Origin of the sequence: Pseudomonas citrullilanati (assembly GCF_030580855.1) — a bacterium.
Lineage (GTDB): Bacteria > Pseudomonadota > Gammaproteobacteria > Pseudomonadales > Pseudomonadaceae > Aquipseudomonas > Aquipseudomonas citrulli.
The window spans coordinates 162,673-176,627 of sequence record NZ_JAUQOP010000003.1; the positions used below are offsets into that span (position 1 = coordinate 162,673).

Annotated in this window: 10 protein-coding genes; 9 read left to right on the forward strand and 1 reads right to left on the reverse strand. The window is 64.1% G+C overall.

All coding sequences use genetic code 11. The annotated features are described in order from the left end of the window. Positions 1–19 precede the first annotated feature (19 nt). The 5 genes from Q6A48_RS03715 (at position 20) to Q6A48_RS03735 (ending at position 5,413) form a co-directional block, all read left to right on the forward strand. Entirely contained in the window at positions 20–844 is an 825-nt protein-coding gene (locus tag Q6A48_RS03715; RefSeq protein ID WP_304552078.1) for an ABC transporter substrate-binding protein, read from the forward strand. 230 nt (positions 845–1,074) lie between these two features. Then, positions 1,075–1,923, forward strand: coding sequence for a polysaccharide deacetylase family protein (locus Q6A48_RS03720; protein ID WP_304552079.1), 849 nt, complete (start codon positions 1,075–1,077; stop codon positions 1,921–1,923). After that, positions 1,916–2,803 carry a polysaccharide deacetylase family protein gene (locus Q6A48_RS03725; protein WP_304552080.1) on the forward strand — a complete coding sequence of 296 codons (888 nt, stop codon included), beginning with the start codon at positions 1,916–1,918 and terminating at the stop codon, positions 2,801–2,803. The genes Q6A48_RS03720 and Q6A48_RS03725 overlap by 8 nt, the downstream gene beginning before the upstream one ends. Before the next feature lie 29 nt (positions 2,804–2,832). After that, on the forward strand, positions 2,833–4,170 hold the full coding sequence (locus tag Q6A48_RS03730; protein WP_304552328.1) for an MmgE/PrpD family protein: 1,338 nt from the start codon (positions 2,833–2,835) through the stop codon (positions 4,168–4,170). Positions 4,171–4,234: 64 nt separating this feature from the next. Next, the gene (locus Q6A48_RS03735; protein ID WP_304552330.1) at positions 4,235–5,413 is read left to right on the forward strand and encodes an MFS transporter; all 1,179 of its coding nucleotides are present in this window, start codon (positions 4,235–4,237) and stop codon (positions 5,411–5,413) included. A 121-nt stretch (positions 5,414–5,534) separates the two neighbouring features. On the opposite strand, the gene ydiJ is transcribed toward Q6A48_RS03735, so the two are convergent. Then, positions 5,535–8,576: a D-2-hydroxyglutarate dehydrogenase YdiJ gene (gene ydiJ, locus Q6A48_RS03740; RefSeq protein ID WP_304552081.1), complete on the reverse strand. Its 3,042-nt coding sequence runs from the start codon at positions 8,574–8,576 to the stop codon at positions 5,535–5,537. A 145-nt stretch (positions 8,577–8,721) separates the two neighbouring features. Between ydiJ and Q6A48_RS03745 the strand changes: the two genes are divergently transcribed. The 4 genes from Q6A48_RS03745 (at position 8,722) to Q6A48_RS03760 (ending at position 13,924) form a co-directional block, all read left to right on the forward strand. After that, positions 8,722–9,606 carry a LysR substrate-binding domain-containing protein gene (locus Q6A48_RS03745; RefSeq protein WP_304552082.1) on the forward strand — a complete coding sequence of 295 codons (885 nt, stop codon included), beginning with the start codon at positions 8,722–8,724 and terminating at the stop codon, positions 9,604–9,606. A gap of 595 nt (positions 9,607–10,201) precedes the next feature. Continuing rightward, a complete protein-coding gene (locus tag Q6A48_RS03750; protein ID WP_369811657.1) occupies positions 10,202–11,683 on the forward strand; it encodes an anthranilate synthase component I family protein in 1,482 nt (493 codons plus the stop codon). Next, complete coding sequence (locus Q6A48_RS03755; protein ID WP_304552083.1) at positions 11,680–12,264, forward strand: anthranilate synthase component II; 585 nt, start codon at positions 11,680–11,682, stop codon at positions 12,262–12,264. Before Q6A48_RS03750 ends, Q6A48_RS03755 begins: the two co-directional genes overlap by 4 nt. A 271-nt stretch (positions 12,265–12,535) precedes the next feature. Then, a complete protein-coding gene (locus tag Q6A48_RS03760; RefSeq protein ID WP_304552084.1) occupies positions 12,536–13,924 on the forward strand; it encodes an ATPase domain-containing protein in 1,389 nt (462 codons plus the stop codon). The last annotated feature ends 31 nt before the right edge of the window (positions 13,925–13,955 follow it).

Here is a 13,955-nt window from a genome sequence, read left to right on the forward strand (position 1 = left end):
CACTCATAAGAGAACGACCATGAAGAACTTCGTTATTCCAGCAGTACTCGCCGGCCTGATGGCTTCCAGCGCCGGCTTCGCCGCGCCATTGCCCGCCAGCATCAAGGACAAGGGCGAGCTCGTTGTCGCGATCATGCCCAACTACCCGCCGATGGATTTCAAGGACCCGGCCACCAATACCCTGACGGGCCTGGACTACGACCTGGGCAATGCCCTGGCCGAACGCCTGGGGGTGAAGATCAAGTGGCAGGAAACCGGCTTCGAACAGATGATCAATGCGCTGACCACCGACCGCGTGGACATGGTGTTGTCCGGCATGACCGACACCGCCGAGCGCCAGGCCAGCGTGACCTTCGTCGACTACTTCACCAGCGGCCCGCAGTTCTACACCTTGCAGAAAAACAAGGACACCAACGAGATCACCGACCTGTGCAGCAAGAAAGTCGGCACCAGCCGTCGCACGACCTTCCCGGCGGAAATCGCCGAGTTCAGCAAGGCCCACTGCGAGGCCGCCGGCAAGCCGGCCATCGTGGTCATCGGCACCGAAGGCTCGGCGGACGCCCGCGCGCAATTGCGCCAGAGCCGTATCGACGCCGCGATGCAAGGCAGCGAAACCTTGTCCTACCTGAAGACCCAGGAAAAAGACATGTACAAGACCGTCGGCCAGCCGATCTCCGTCCAGTTCTCCGGCATGGGCCTGAGCAAGAAGAAACCCGGGCTGAGCGAAGCGGTGAAGGACGCCTTGCAAAGCATGATCGACGACGGCAGCTACCAAGCCATCCTGAAGAAATGGGACCTGGAGATCGGCGCCATCAAGACGGTGACCATCAACGCCGGCAAATAGACGCGACGCCCCGTGGCAGTCGGCCCGCCGCTTTCGCGAGCGGGCTCGCTCCCACCGGTTCTGAAGCGCCTGCAAAACCCTGCCCCCACCCAAGGCCCGGGGTGGGCGCGAGCCTGCTCGCGAAGACGGCTGCCCAGTCGACAGGGGCAGGCTGATCCAACGCCTTCGTGAGCAGACTCGCTCCACAACGGACCCTGCGGGGGTGACTCATCAACGGTTGGAGCGCAACGATGCCTGCCTCATCCCGACCCACCTGGCCTACGCCCTACAAGGCCTGCCTGGCCCTGGCCTTCGACCTCGACGGCCCGACCGGCGACGCCATGCTCGACGGCTCGATCTGGCGCAAGCCCGAGTATTTCGGTTTCGGTGGCTACGGCCCGTTCCGCGCGCTGCCGCGCCTGCTTGACCTGCTCGACGCGTTCCGGATCCCGACGACGTTCTTCGTCCCGGCCTGGGTCGTGGAGAATTGGCCCAGGCAGTGCCAGGCGATTGTCGAGCGCGGGCACGAGGTGGCGTACCACGGCTACCAACACGAATCCTTCTACGCCCTGACGCTGGACCAGCAAAAGGACGTGATGCAGCGCTCCCGCGAGGTGTTCCACCAGCACCTGAACATCCGCGCCGAAGGCTTTCGCACCCCCTCCGGCGACTGGCGCGCCGAGACCCCGGCCATGTTGGTGGAGGCTGGAGTCCGCTACTCCAGCAGCATGCGCGGCGATGACCGGCCCTACCTGGTCAACGTCCCGGGTTTCGACACGCCGCTGGTGGAGATCCCCGGCCGCTGGGAAATGGACGACTATGCCTCCCTCGCCTACACCCGCGCGCCAAACTTTCCTTCCGGGCTGGACCGCACCGCCAGCTACGCGCTGACCCTGGACAACTGGTGCCGCGAATACGACGGCGCCATGGCCGAAGGCTTGTGCCTGACCACCCTGTTCCACCCCAAGATCATCGGCAAGCCGGGACGCATCCTCTTGCTGGAAAAACTCTTCGAACACATGCGCCAGCGTGACGACGTGTGGTTCGCCACCTGCCGCGACGTCGCCCGGTGGTGGCTCAAGGAGCATCACCATGGTTGATTCCAGTGTCTGGCCCGATGGCTACCGCTGCGCAGTGGTCGTGACCGTCGACTACAACGACATCCACGGCATCCTCACCCAGGCGCCCGAAGTCGCCGGGCGGGACAAGACCCTGTCGGTCTGGCGCTACGGCAGCCAGCGCGGCGTGGAGCGGCTGCTCGGTCTGCTGGCGGAATTGGGGATCGCCAGCACCTGGTGCATTCCCGGGATTGTCGCCGAGCAGAACCCCGGGCATGTCCAGGCGATCCAGGCCGGCGGCCATGAAATCGCCTGCGCCGGCTATCGCCATCAGGACTACGACAGACTTTCCCTGGCCGAGCAAAGCGCCGACATCGGCAACGGCTGCGACGCCCTCGCCGCGCTGACCGGCCAGCGCCCGGTGGGGTTCCGGATCCCGGCGGGCAATGGCGCGCCAGGCTTCAGCGAAGCGTTGCGCGCCCTGGGCATCCGCTGGTCTTCGTCGTGGCGCGGCGATGACCTGCCCTTCGCGCACCCCACGGCACCGGAGGTGATCGAGCTGCCGCTGCACTACGAGTTGGAAGACGAACCGTATTTCGCCTTCAACCTCAGCCCCGCGGTGCCGCCGGCGCAATCGCGGATTGCCGCCTACAGCCACACCTTGGGCAACCTGCAGATGGACTTTGCCGGTTTCCATCGGTTCGGACTCTGCTACGTACTGCGCCTGCACCCGGAAGTCATCGCCACGCCGGGTCGCATCGGCGTGTTGCGCGAGTTGCTGGAAGGCATCCAGCAGCATCCGGACGCCTGGATCGCCACGGCGGGCGAAGTCGCCCGATGGTGGGCCGATTCCCGGGTGCCGTTGCCGCAGGATCACCCGGCGGCAGTGTACGAACGCCATTACCGGGACTACGGGGTATGAGCGCCGTCCATCCCGCCCACGGCACGGCCATGGAGCGCCTGGCTCGGTTCTGCGTCGAGACCCGTTTCGAGGACCTGCCGCCGGCCCTGGTGGCACAGGCCAAGCGGCACATCCTCGACACCTTCGGTGCGAGCCTCGCCGGCGCCGGCAGCGAGGTGGCGCGCCAGGCCCGGTCGGTGTTCGCCGGCGACACCGGCCACACGCAAGTGTGGGGCACCGATTGGCGCGTCGGCACCGCTCAAGCGGCGCTGCTCAACGGCATTGCCGCCCATGCCCTGGAACTGGATGACACCGGAGGCTGCGATCATTCCGGCGCCGTCGTGCTACCGGCGGCGATGGCGGCGGTGTCGATGGCCGGACGCGCGGTGAACGGGCAAGCATTCATCGCTGCCGTCATCATCGGCTACGACATCGGCCGGCGCGTGCTGGAAGCCTGTGGCGGTTACTCGGCGCACAACGGCGCTGGCTGGCATTCCACGGCCACCTGCGGGGTGTTTGGCGCCGCGGCCGCCAGCGCACGGATCCTGGGCCTGGATGCCGCGCAAACCCTGTCGGCCCTGGGTATCGCCGGCAGTTTCAGCGGCGGGCTCTGGGCGTTCATCCATGACGGTTCCCAGAGCAAGAAGCTCCACAGCGGTCGTGCGGCCGAAGGTGGCCTGCTGGCCGCGCGGTTCGCCCAGCGAGGCATCAGCGGGCCAAGCCAGTTGTTCGACGACGTCTGGGGCGGTTTTCTCAAGACCCTGGCTGCCGAAACCGCCGTGCCCGAGGCGCTGGATCAAGACCTCGGCCAGGTCTGGAAACTCGCCCGCTGCTCGATCAAGCCTTACGCCGCTTGCCGTGGCACGCATTCGGCAATCGATGCGCTGGGCCTGCTGCTGACGCACTTGCAGATTGGCGCCGAGCAGGTCGAGGACGTCCAGGTCTCCCTGTGCGGGTTGCTCCAGGACATGTGTGGCGGCCAAGGGGTCGCCAGCCTGGCAGCGGCACAGATGAGCTTGCGCTACGCCCTCGCCGCGCGACTGGTGCTGGGCCATTGTCGGCTGGACGCCTACGACGATGCCCGGCGCAGCGATCCGCGCATCGCCCGGTGGCTGTCGCGGATACGGCTGGACGTGGACCCGCTGCTGTCCGAGGATGGCGAGCCGGTCGTGACGGTGCGGACCCTGGACGGCCGACAGGCGAGCCTGTGCGTCGACGTCCCGTTGGGCGCGCCCGGCAACCCGCTGAGCGATGAGGCCCTGGAGGAGAAGTTCTTAAGCCTGGCCGCACGGACGATAGCGCCACGCCAAGCGCAGGCGCTGCTGGCGCAGGTGCAAAGGTTGGAGACGCTGGAATCGGTGGCGGCGCTGGAACGGTGCCTGGCATGACCTGGCGAACGACATGGATGCCCTCGAACATCATCGAAACCTGAATAAGGACATTTGCCTCACCGTGGCCACTTACTCCCTCGTCATTCGCCGGTTGATGATCTGCTCGCTGACCATCGTCGTCAGCCGCGCCATCACCAGCCCGTTGCTCACATTGTTCCTGAGCAACAAACTCGGCCTCGATCAACAGGACGTCGGCCTGCTGCTGGGCATCGCGGTGTTCATTGCCACTTTGCTGGCGCTGTACGGCGGCTACATCATCGACCGGTTGGAAAAACGCCGGCTGTTGATCCTCGCCATGCTCTCCAGCGCCATCGGCTTCGTCCTGCTGACCTTCGCCAACAACCTCTACCTGACCACCGCCACCCTGGTCGTCACCGAAACCGCCTCGGCGCTGTTCCTGATCGGCTCGAAGGCGATCCTCAGCGAGCACCTGCCCGTGGGCCAGCGGGCCAAGGCGTTCTCTTTGCGCTACACCCTGACCAACATTGGCTACGCCACCGGGCCGATGCTCGGCGTGGTGATCGCCGGGGTGTATCCGAGCGCGCCATTCCTGATCGCGGGCGGCATTGCCTTCCTCAGTATTTTCCTGATGAGTGGCATCGCCAAGGACGCCGTGCAGGTGCCCGCCATCGGCCAGCCCCAGAGTTTCCTGAAGACCCTGACGACCCTGAAGAACGACCGCACCTTGATCATGTTCACCTGCGGCTGCCTGTTCAACACCGTGGTCCACGGGCGATTCACCCTGTACCTGTCGCAATACCTGCTGGTGACCCAGGACGCCAAGCGCGCCCTGGAAACCATGGCCGCCCTGCTCGCCTGCAACGCCATCAGCGTGATCCTACTGCAATACCAGGTCGGCCGGTTTCTCAAGCGCGAGCAGCTGCGTTACTGGATCGCCGGCGGCACCAGCCTGTTCATCCTCGGCTTGATCGGCTTCAGCCTGGCCGATGGCTGGGTGAGCTGGTGCGTGGCGATGTTCATCTTCACCCTCGGCGAAATGATCATCTACCCGGCGGAATTTCTGTTCGTCGACACCCTGGCCCCGGAACCCCTGCGGGGCAGCTACTACGGCGCGCAGAACCTCGCGGCCCTGGGCGGCGCCCTGAGCCCGGTGATCTGCGGTTTCCTGCTGATGCACACCCCGGCGCCCACCATGTTCTACGCCCTGTGCGCCTTGACGGCGATGGGGGGATCGCTGTGCTACCTGGCCGGTCGACGGGTGGCGATCATGAGCCAGTAGGAACGGCTCGCCCTTTTCGCGAGCAGGCTCGCTCCCACACGGAACCTTAGGCGTGCGCTGGATCGGTGGCACTCGGGAAAATGTGGGAGCGAGCCTGCTCGCGAACTTGCAGGCCCACGGCTCAGCCGACCTTGCGCGCCTGCCCCAGCAACACCTGCTCCAGCACCACCTCCAACGGGTGACGCAGTTGCTTGTCCGCCAGGCGCTTCACCTGGCTGCGGCAGGAATAACCCGTCGCCAGGGCTTCGCCTTCCTTGTCCAGCTTGTCGGCCCATGACTGCTCGAAAATGGTCCGCGAGCTGTCCTGGTTGCGGACCTCATGCCCGTAGGTGCCGGACATGCCGCAGCAGCCGGTGGCCTCGGTCACCAGCTTGAGCCCCAGCTTGGCGAACACGGTTTGCCATTGGGCCGTGCTGGCGGGCACGTTGGTCTTTTCGGTGCAGTGCGCCAGCAGGCGGAACGTCCGCGCCACGGGTGCCGCCTCCTGCGCCACGGCATCCACCAGCCATTCCTGGGGCAGCAGGACGTTCGGGCACCCGTCGAGCCCCGGCACCTTCTGATATTCCTGGCGATAGACCAGGGTCATGGCCGGGTCGAGGCCCACCAAGGGCACCGCGCAGTCGGCCAGGGCCTTGAGCTGGGTGGCATTGCGGATCGCCGCCTGGTTGAAGGCACCGAGGAAACCCTGCACGTGCAACGGTTTGCCGTTGGCACTGTAGGGCGCCAGGAAAACCCGGTAGCCCAGGCGATGGGCCAACTCGATGAAAGCGCCGAGCAACGGTGTCTCGAAGTAACGGGTGAAGGCGTCCTGCACCAGCACCACGCTGCGCTCGCGTTGCGCGGGGGTCAGCTCGCGCAGCGCGGGCACGCTGGCGACGGCGACCCGGCATCGATTCAAGGTGGCCTGGAGGTTGTAGCGGCTGATCAGCGGGCTGTCGACCATGCCGACCTGGCGCGCGAGCAGCCGGCTCAGCCACTTGGAGCCCATCACCGCGTTGTACAGGCCCGGCGCGTAGGCCATGTAGGGCACGGTGAATTCCAGCGAGCCGATGAGGTAGTCCCGCAGCGGCCGTTGATAGCGGCCATGGTAGAGCTGCAGGAAACGCGAGCGGAATTCCGGCACGTTGACCTTGACCGGGCACTGCCCCGCGCAGGATTTGCAGGCCAGGCAGCCGGCCATGGCGTCGTAGACCTCGTGGGAGAAGTCCGCCGCGCCCTGGGACCGTGCGCGGTTGTTGCGCAACCGCGTCGGCAAGCCTTTGAGCCAGGATGCACCGTCGCGCGCCGCTTCCAGCACGTCGACATTGGCCGCTCCCTGCAGGCGCAGCCACTCGCGCATCAGCGATGCCCGGCCCTTGGGAGAATGCTGGCGCTCGCGGGTGGCCTTCCACGAGGGGCACATGGCGTCGTCGGGGTCGAAGTTGTAGCAGGCGCCGTTGCCATTGCAGTGCATGGCGGTGCCGTAGCTTTGCCAGACGCGCTCGTCGATCTGCCGATCCAGCTCACCGCGCAAGGTCACTTCGTTGACCTTGAGCAAGCCTTCGCTGGCTTGCGGTGGCGTGCAGATCTTGCCGGGGTTGAACTGGTTGTAGGGGTCGAACGCACCCTTGAGCGATTGCAGCGCCGGGTACAGTTCGCCAAAGAACGCCGGCACATATTCCGAGCGCAGGCCCTTGCCATGCTCGCCCCAGAGCAAGCCACCGTAGCGCTGGGTGAGCTCGGCCACGGCGTCGGAAATCGGCTTGACCAGCGCGGCCTGGGCCGGGTCCTTCATGTCCAGGGCCGGACGCACGTGCAACACGCCGGCATCGACGTGGCCGAACATGCCGTAGCTCAAGCCGTGGCTGTCCAGCAGCGCGCGGAACTCGGCGATGTAGTCGGCCAGGCGCTCCGGCGGCACCGCCGTGTCCTCGACGAACGGCTGCGGACGAACCTCGCCCTCGACGTTGCCCAGCAAACCCACCGAGCGCTTGCGCATGGCGTAGACGCGGTTCACCGCCCCGGCGCCTTCGGCCAGGGTGTGGCCCAGGCGCTCGATGGTCTTGTCGTCTTGCAGGTGGGCCACGAAGGCCGCGACGCGGGCGTTCACCTGCGCGGCATCATCGCCGCTGAATTCCACCAGGTTGATGCCCAGGGTCGGTCGCTCGGGATCCGCCGGGAAGTATTCGGCAACGCTGTGCCAGACGATGTCCTTCATCGCCAGCATCAGCACCCGGGAATCCACCGTCTCGATCGACAGCGGCTCATGGGCCAGCAGCGCGTTGGCGTCCCGCAGGGCATCCATGAAGCTGCCGTAGCGCACGTTCACCAGCACCGAGTAGTGGGGAATCGGCAGCACGTTGAGCTTGGCCTCGACCACGAAGCCCAGCGAACCTTCGGCACCGCAGAGCACGCTGTTGAGGTTGAAGCGCCCCTGTTCGTCACGCAGGTGGGCCAGGTCGTAGCCGGTCAGGCAGCGGTTGAGCTTGGGGAACACCGACTCGATCAGGTCGGCCTGGGTGTCGTGGATCTGCCGTGCGGTGCGGTACACCTCGCCGATACGCCCGGGCGCCTCGCAGGCCAGCGCCAGGTCGGCGTCGGACAGCGGCTGGCTGTGCAGGCGCTCACCACCGAGCAGCACGCTGTGCAGTTCCAGCACGTGATCGCGGGTCTTGCCGTAGGTGCAACTGCCCTGGCCGCTGGCGTCGGTGTTGATCATGCCGCCCACGGTGGCGCGGTTGGACGTGGACAGCTCCGGGGCAAAGAACAACCCGTGGGGCTTGAGCGCGGCGTTGAGCTGGTCCTTGACCACGCCCGCCTGCACCCGCACCCAGCGTTCGGCCACGTTGATTTCGAGGATGGTATTCATGTGCCGCGACAGGTCGACCACGATGCCGTCGGTGAGCGACTGGCCGTTGGTCCCGGTGCCTCCGCCCCGGGGCGTCAGCCTGATCTGGTGAAAGCGCGGCTCGGCCATCAGGCGGGCGATGCGCGCGACATCGTCGGCGTCCAGGGGGAAGACCGCGGCTTGCGGCAGGCGCTGGTAGATCGAGTTGTCGGTCGCCAGCACGGTGCGGGTGGCGTAGTCGGCGCTCAGATGGCCGCGAAAGCCGCTGGCGCGCAGGGCCTCGAGAAATTCCGGATAGCGGGCCGCAGGAGCAACGGACGGCAGTTGGGCGATCATTTAACGGCCTCTTGGGGGAGCTAATCACGTAATACTTGTCGCCGGCGCATGAATAGGTCAGGCTCGGACCAGCATTTCAGCATGTTCCCTCAGGCTACGCGGCCAGACAAACGGATAATCGTGCCGCTATCGATGACTTTTCTGAATGAATTACCGTCACCTCACACCGTCCATGTCGCTGTTGCTGGCCTTTGAAGCCGCGGCCCGGCACGAAAGCTATACCCGCGCCGCCGTGGAGCTGTCGCTGACCCAAAGCGCCGTCAGCCGCCAGGTCCAGGCCCTGGAAGAGCAACTGGGGCTGGCCCTGTTTCGGCGCGAAGGCCGGCAGGTTCGGCTGACCGACGTCGGGCGCCTGTACCAGCGGGAAATGAGCGAGGCGCTCGGGCGCATTCGCAGCGCGACGTTGCAGGCGATGGCGTACCAATCCGGCAGCGGCACCTTGCGCCTGGCGACATTGCCGACGTTCGGCTCGAAATGGCTGCTGCCACGGCTACATGCGTTCTACAAGACCCATCCGGGCATCCTGGTGCACATCAACTCGCGGATCGATGCGATCGACTTCGACACCAGCGACATCGACGCCGCCATCGTCGTCGGCCAGGCCGACATGCCCGGCCTGATCAGCCATCGCCTGCACGCCGAAGAACTCACCGTGGTCATTTCCGCGCAGGCGGCCAAGGCCCATGAGACGTGGACGCCCCAGCGCATCAGCGAACAGATGCTGCTCAACGTGGCGAACAACCCCACCGTCTGGGGCGACTGGTTCAGCCATTACAACCTGCCCCACCGCATGATGCGCCTGGGCCCCAGCTTCGAGCTCACCTCTCACCTGATCCAGGCGGTGAAGGCGGACATCGGCATCGGCCTGGTGCCGCGGATCCTGGTGGCCGAGGAATTGGCCAACGCCGAATTGATCAGCCTTGACCTGCCGGTCGCCAGCCGCCGCAGCTATTACCTGACCTACCCGCCCCGCAACGAAATGCTGCCGTCGTTGCGGGCGTTCCGTGGCTGGCTGCTGGAGCAGGTCTGAAGGGCCACTGCCCTGGCGCCATGTCGCCGGCGCAGCGCTGAGAAAGAAGTGGCCCGGTCAGTCATGGATGCACTCTTACATCATGCACCGCGATTATGTTTGCACTTGTCGATTCAAGTATTGAATAAAAGATCAATAGCCGTTCTGTTTGCGGTTGACACCTTCAAGGGGCACTGATAGTTTCGCCGCACTGCCGTTTATTTCCCGCAGTGCCTAGCCAAGACTGGGATGTCTAGAATGTACTATCACCTTTCTGCTATCAGTTCCTCCCACAGCTGCCCCGACAGTTGTTCCCGGGCCATCCTGGCCATCTTCAAAAGCAATATCTGGCGTCGCTAATCCAGCGAAGACCAGCGCCTGTCTGCTGCCCGCCAGCAACATCCTGATTCTTCATCCATGAACTCGAAGGCGTTCGCGCCTTGTGCCCTGCACGTCGCCCGGCCGCAATCCGTTGCCGGCCCGGTATTGTGCGCGGCATAAATAGCGTTCGCCAAACACGTTCAGGAAATCCGTCAATTTCTATTTAAAGTGTTTATCCACTTTATATTTCCGTGGCGCTCGCTAAATGCAGTGCCTGAATCGCTGCACCTTGAAAATGGTATTAACCGTGAATAAAACATTAATTGACGTCAATGTTCTTCGTCGTGAAGAACGTCGTGCCATGGACGCACTGGGTATATATGCAAGTGCAGCGACCCAGTTGGGTCGTGAGTCTGTCTTCATTCTTGAATCGCTCTCCGGTCCGAGCCGTGATCGCCGGGCGACGATCATCGGGCTCGAGCCGCTGTTCGAGGTGTGTATCGACGAGGGCCAGGCGCAGCTGCGCGGTTGTCCCGCGCTTTGCGAGCACCTGTACACCCACCTGCAAGAGGATGGCGTACAGATCGATCGCGAGCACAAGATCCACCTGCCCGACAGCGAGGCTGCATGGAACCTGCTCCGAGCCATCCAGGCAGCCTTCCTGCCGGCGGCCAATGCGCCTTCCAGCCTGGCGTTCTTCGGCTATTTTTCCTACGACTGCGTTCGCCTGATCGAGCGGCTCCCCGACCTGGCCGAACAGACCTACGACTACCCGCTCATCGCCCTGTCGGTCTACCAGACGCTGGTGTACCTGCACAGCAACGGCATCGTCGAAACCCTGATCAACAACCACCCCCTGTGGGCGACCCGCACCGTGGAAGACTATCCCTTCCTGGCCGCCAACGCGCCGGCTGGAACACCGGACCTGCCAGCCTACCCGGAGACCTTCGAGGAAGCCCGCACGGTGTCCCCGGAGCAATTTCGCCAACGCGTCGAAGTGGCGATGGAGCACATCCGCGCCGGCGACGTCTATCAGATCCAGCTCGGCCACGAGATCCGGATTCGTTCGCAGGTCAAGCCGCTGGACGTGTACCAGCACCTGAGGCTACGCAACCCATCGCCCTACATGTACCTGGCCCACGTGGGTGGTATCGACCTGATCGGCGCCAGCCCCGAGCTGTTCGTGCGGATCAAGGACGACCTGATCGAGATGCGGCCGATTGCCGGCACCGTCGGCAAGAAACCTGGCGTCGACCCGACCGAACTGGTCCTGGAGTTGACGCGTTCGGAGAAGGAGCGTGCCGAGCACCTGATGCTCATCGACCTGTGCCGCAACGACATCGGCCGCGTCTGCCAGGCCGGCTCGCTGGAGGTCGATGAGTTCATGCTGGTGGAAGAGTATTCGCACCTCTATCACATGGTCTCGAACGTCCGTGGCCTGTTGCTCCCGGGGCTCGACGCCTACGACGTGATCAAGGCCTCGTTCCCCGCCGGCACCATGTCCGGCGCCCCCAAGGTCAGGGCGATGGAGTTGATCGAAGGCATGGAAAGCAACCGCCGGGGCATCTACGCCGGGGCCCTGGGCCTGGTGGGTTTCGACGGCAGCGTCAACACCGCGTTGTGCATTCGTTCGACGGTCTTCGACGAGGGCACCTACCACCTGCGGGCCTCCGCCGGTGTGGTCGCCGACTCGGTCCCCGAAATGGAGTGGAAGGAAACGTTGTACAAGATGGGGTCTGTGTACCGGGCGGTGACCGGCAAGGAGATCGGACTGTGAAAGTATTCCTCATCGACGCCTATGACAGCTTCGTCTTCATCATCAGCCAGTACTTGGAGCAACTGGGGCTGGAAACCCGCGTCGAGCGTCACGACGTACCGGACCTTCTCCAGCGCATCGAGGCGTTCGCGCCGGACTTCTGCGTGCTGGGCCCCGGTCCCGGGCATCCGGCCGATGTCGGCTACATCGAGGTGATCCATCACTTCAAGGGACGCCTGCCGCTACTGGGCGTCTGCCTCGGTCACCAGGCCATCGGCCTGGCCTTCGGTGCCCACGTCTGCCGCGCGCCGCACGTGATGCACGGCAAGGTGAGCCAGATCGAGAACGACGGAAAGGGCGTCTATGGCCATACCGGTGCACGTGCCATACAAGCCACTCGTTATCATTCGTTGATGGTCGGCGACGAGCAATTGCCCGACTGCCTGGAAGTCGCTTCAAGGTCCACGGACGATGGCTATGTCATGGGTGTTCGTCACCGTCACCTGCCGGTGGAAGGGGTGCAGTTTCACCCGGAGAGCATCCTGACCGAAAACGGCCTCGACCTGTTCCGCAGCTTCATCAAATGCTACGTGCGCCAGTGATCCACCAGAAGGGGCCCGCGCCCCTTCCCTTTCATGCTGCTGCTGTTTCATTCCCGCCAGAAAGAGCGACTCGTTTATGCAAGCGCAAACCCTTGAAACGCTGCCCGTTTTCCGAACTCTGTGCCACCAAGGCAGTCTCCATGCATATCGATAAACATTGAGCCGTAAAACCACATGCCAGGGTTTACACTACAACCTTTGCATGCGAGACACGCTGTGCGTGAGCAGCACTCCATGAATCGCGATGAAGATCAGTGCAGAGGGACCAGAGTTGAAACAGCTTAAACGCCTTGAGAGCGGGATTGACGGCCTCGATACGCTGTTGAAGGGAGGCCTCATCGCTGGCTCGTCCTACATCATCCAAGGGCGGCCGGGTTCGGGAAAGACCATCCTGGCAAACCAGATCGGTTTCCACCACATCGGCCATGGCGGCCGCGTGCTTTTCGCCACGTTGCTGGCCGAACCCCATGACCGGCTCTTCCAGTTTCTTTCCACGCTGAGCTTCTACAACAAGGAAGAGGTCAATCAGAACATCCAGTTCGTCAGCGCGTTCGATACGCTGGAGAACGACGGGCTGGATGAAGTGGTCAAGCTGTTGCGCCGGGAAATCAGCCGGCAGAAATCCAGCCTGCTGATCCTCGATGGCTTGCTCAATGCCCGTTCGAAAGCGGAAACGCCGCTGGACACCAAGCAGTTCATCTCCGAGCTGCAGGGCCACGCGGCATTTGCCGGCTGCACCGTACTGTTCCTGACCAGCTCCCAGCTGGACGATGGCAGCCCCGAACACACCATGGTCGATGGCGTCATCGAGATGGGCGAGGAAACCATCGCCTGCAAATCCGTGCGCCGGATAAAACTGCGCAAGACCCGTGGCAGCGGCGCGATCACCGGCCCCCATGAGTTCGAGATCACCGAGAAAGGCATCACCATCTACCCGCGGATCGAAAGTGTCCTGACCCATCCTCCGCTCAAGGACAGCGATCACATGGAGATGATCAGCTGCGGTATCCCATCCCTGGATCCCCAGATCGGCGGTGGGCTGAAGACGTCCTCGGTCACGCTGATCATGGGCCCGTCCGGTGCCGGAAAGACCTCCGTCGGTGCGCAATTCCTGGCTGGCTCCACCGCTGAGGAACCGGGCCTGTATTTTGGCTTCCACGAATCTCCGCAACGCATGCGCATGAAGGCGAAGGCCCTCGGCCACGACTTTGCCGGGATGGAAGAAGCCGGGGCGTTGCACCTGGCCTGGAACTCCGCCTCGACAGGCCTGATTGACCGCGTGGCGTACCAATTGCTCGCCATGGTCGAGCAGAAGCGCATCAAGCGCGTATTCATCGACAGCCTGGTGGCCATGGGCAGGGTCGCCGCCGACCAGACACGCGTACTCGAGGTATTGACCACCGTGCTAGGCGAGCTGCGTTCCCGCGGCGTGACGGTCATCGCGTCCTGGGAAATCCAGCGCATGTTCAGTGATCAGTTCGTCCTGGCCGTGCCAGAGCTGTCCAGCGTGATGGATAACCTGCTACTCATCCAGTTCGGGCGCAGCGGATCTGAACTTCAACGGCAACTGTCGATTCTCAAGATCAGGGACAATCCCTATGACCTCTCGCTTCTCGAGGTGGTGATGGGCAATGCCGGTATCGTCGTCAGAAAGGTCTGAATAATGCGAGTGGCAACGAGCTGGCGATCAA

What these genes read in the sequence shown, in the direction of transcription:
- Q6A48_RS03715 (WP_304552078.1), top strand. Translation starts at nt 20, where the DNA reads ATGAAGAACTTCGTTATTCCAGCAGTACTCGCCGGCCTGATGGCTTCC.
- Q6A48_RS03720 (WP_304552079.1), top strand. Translation starts at nt 1,075, where the DNA reads ATGCCTGCCTCATCCCGACCCACCTGGCCTACGCCCTACAAGGCCTGC.
- Q6A48_RS03725 (WP_304552080.1), top strand. Translation starts at nt 1,916, where the DNA reads ATGGTTGATTCCAGTGTCTGGCCCGATGGCTACCGCTGCGCAGTGGTC.
- Q6A48_RS03730 (WP_304552328.1), top strand. Translation starts at nt 2,833, where the DNA reads ATGGAGCGCCTGGCTCGGTTCTGCGTCGAGACCCGTTTCGAGGACCTG.
- ydiJ (WP_304552081.1), bottom strand. Translation starts at nt 8,576, where the DNA reads ATGATCGCCCAACTGCCGTCCGTTGCTCCTGCGGCCCGCTATCCGGAA.
- Q6A48_RS03745 (WP_304552082.1), top strand. Translation starts at nt 8,722, where the DNA reads ATGAATTACCGTCACCTCACACCGTCCATGTCGCTGTTGCTGGCCTTT.
- Q6A48_RS03750 (WP_369811657.1), top strand. Translation starts at nt 10,202, where the DNA reads ATGGTATTAACCGTGAATAAAACATTAATTGACGTCAATGTTCTTCGT.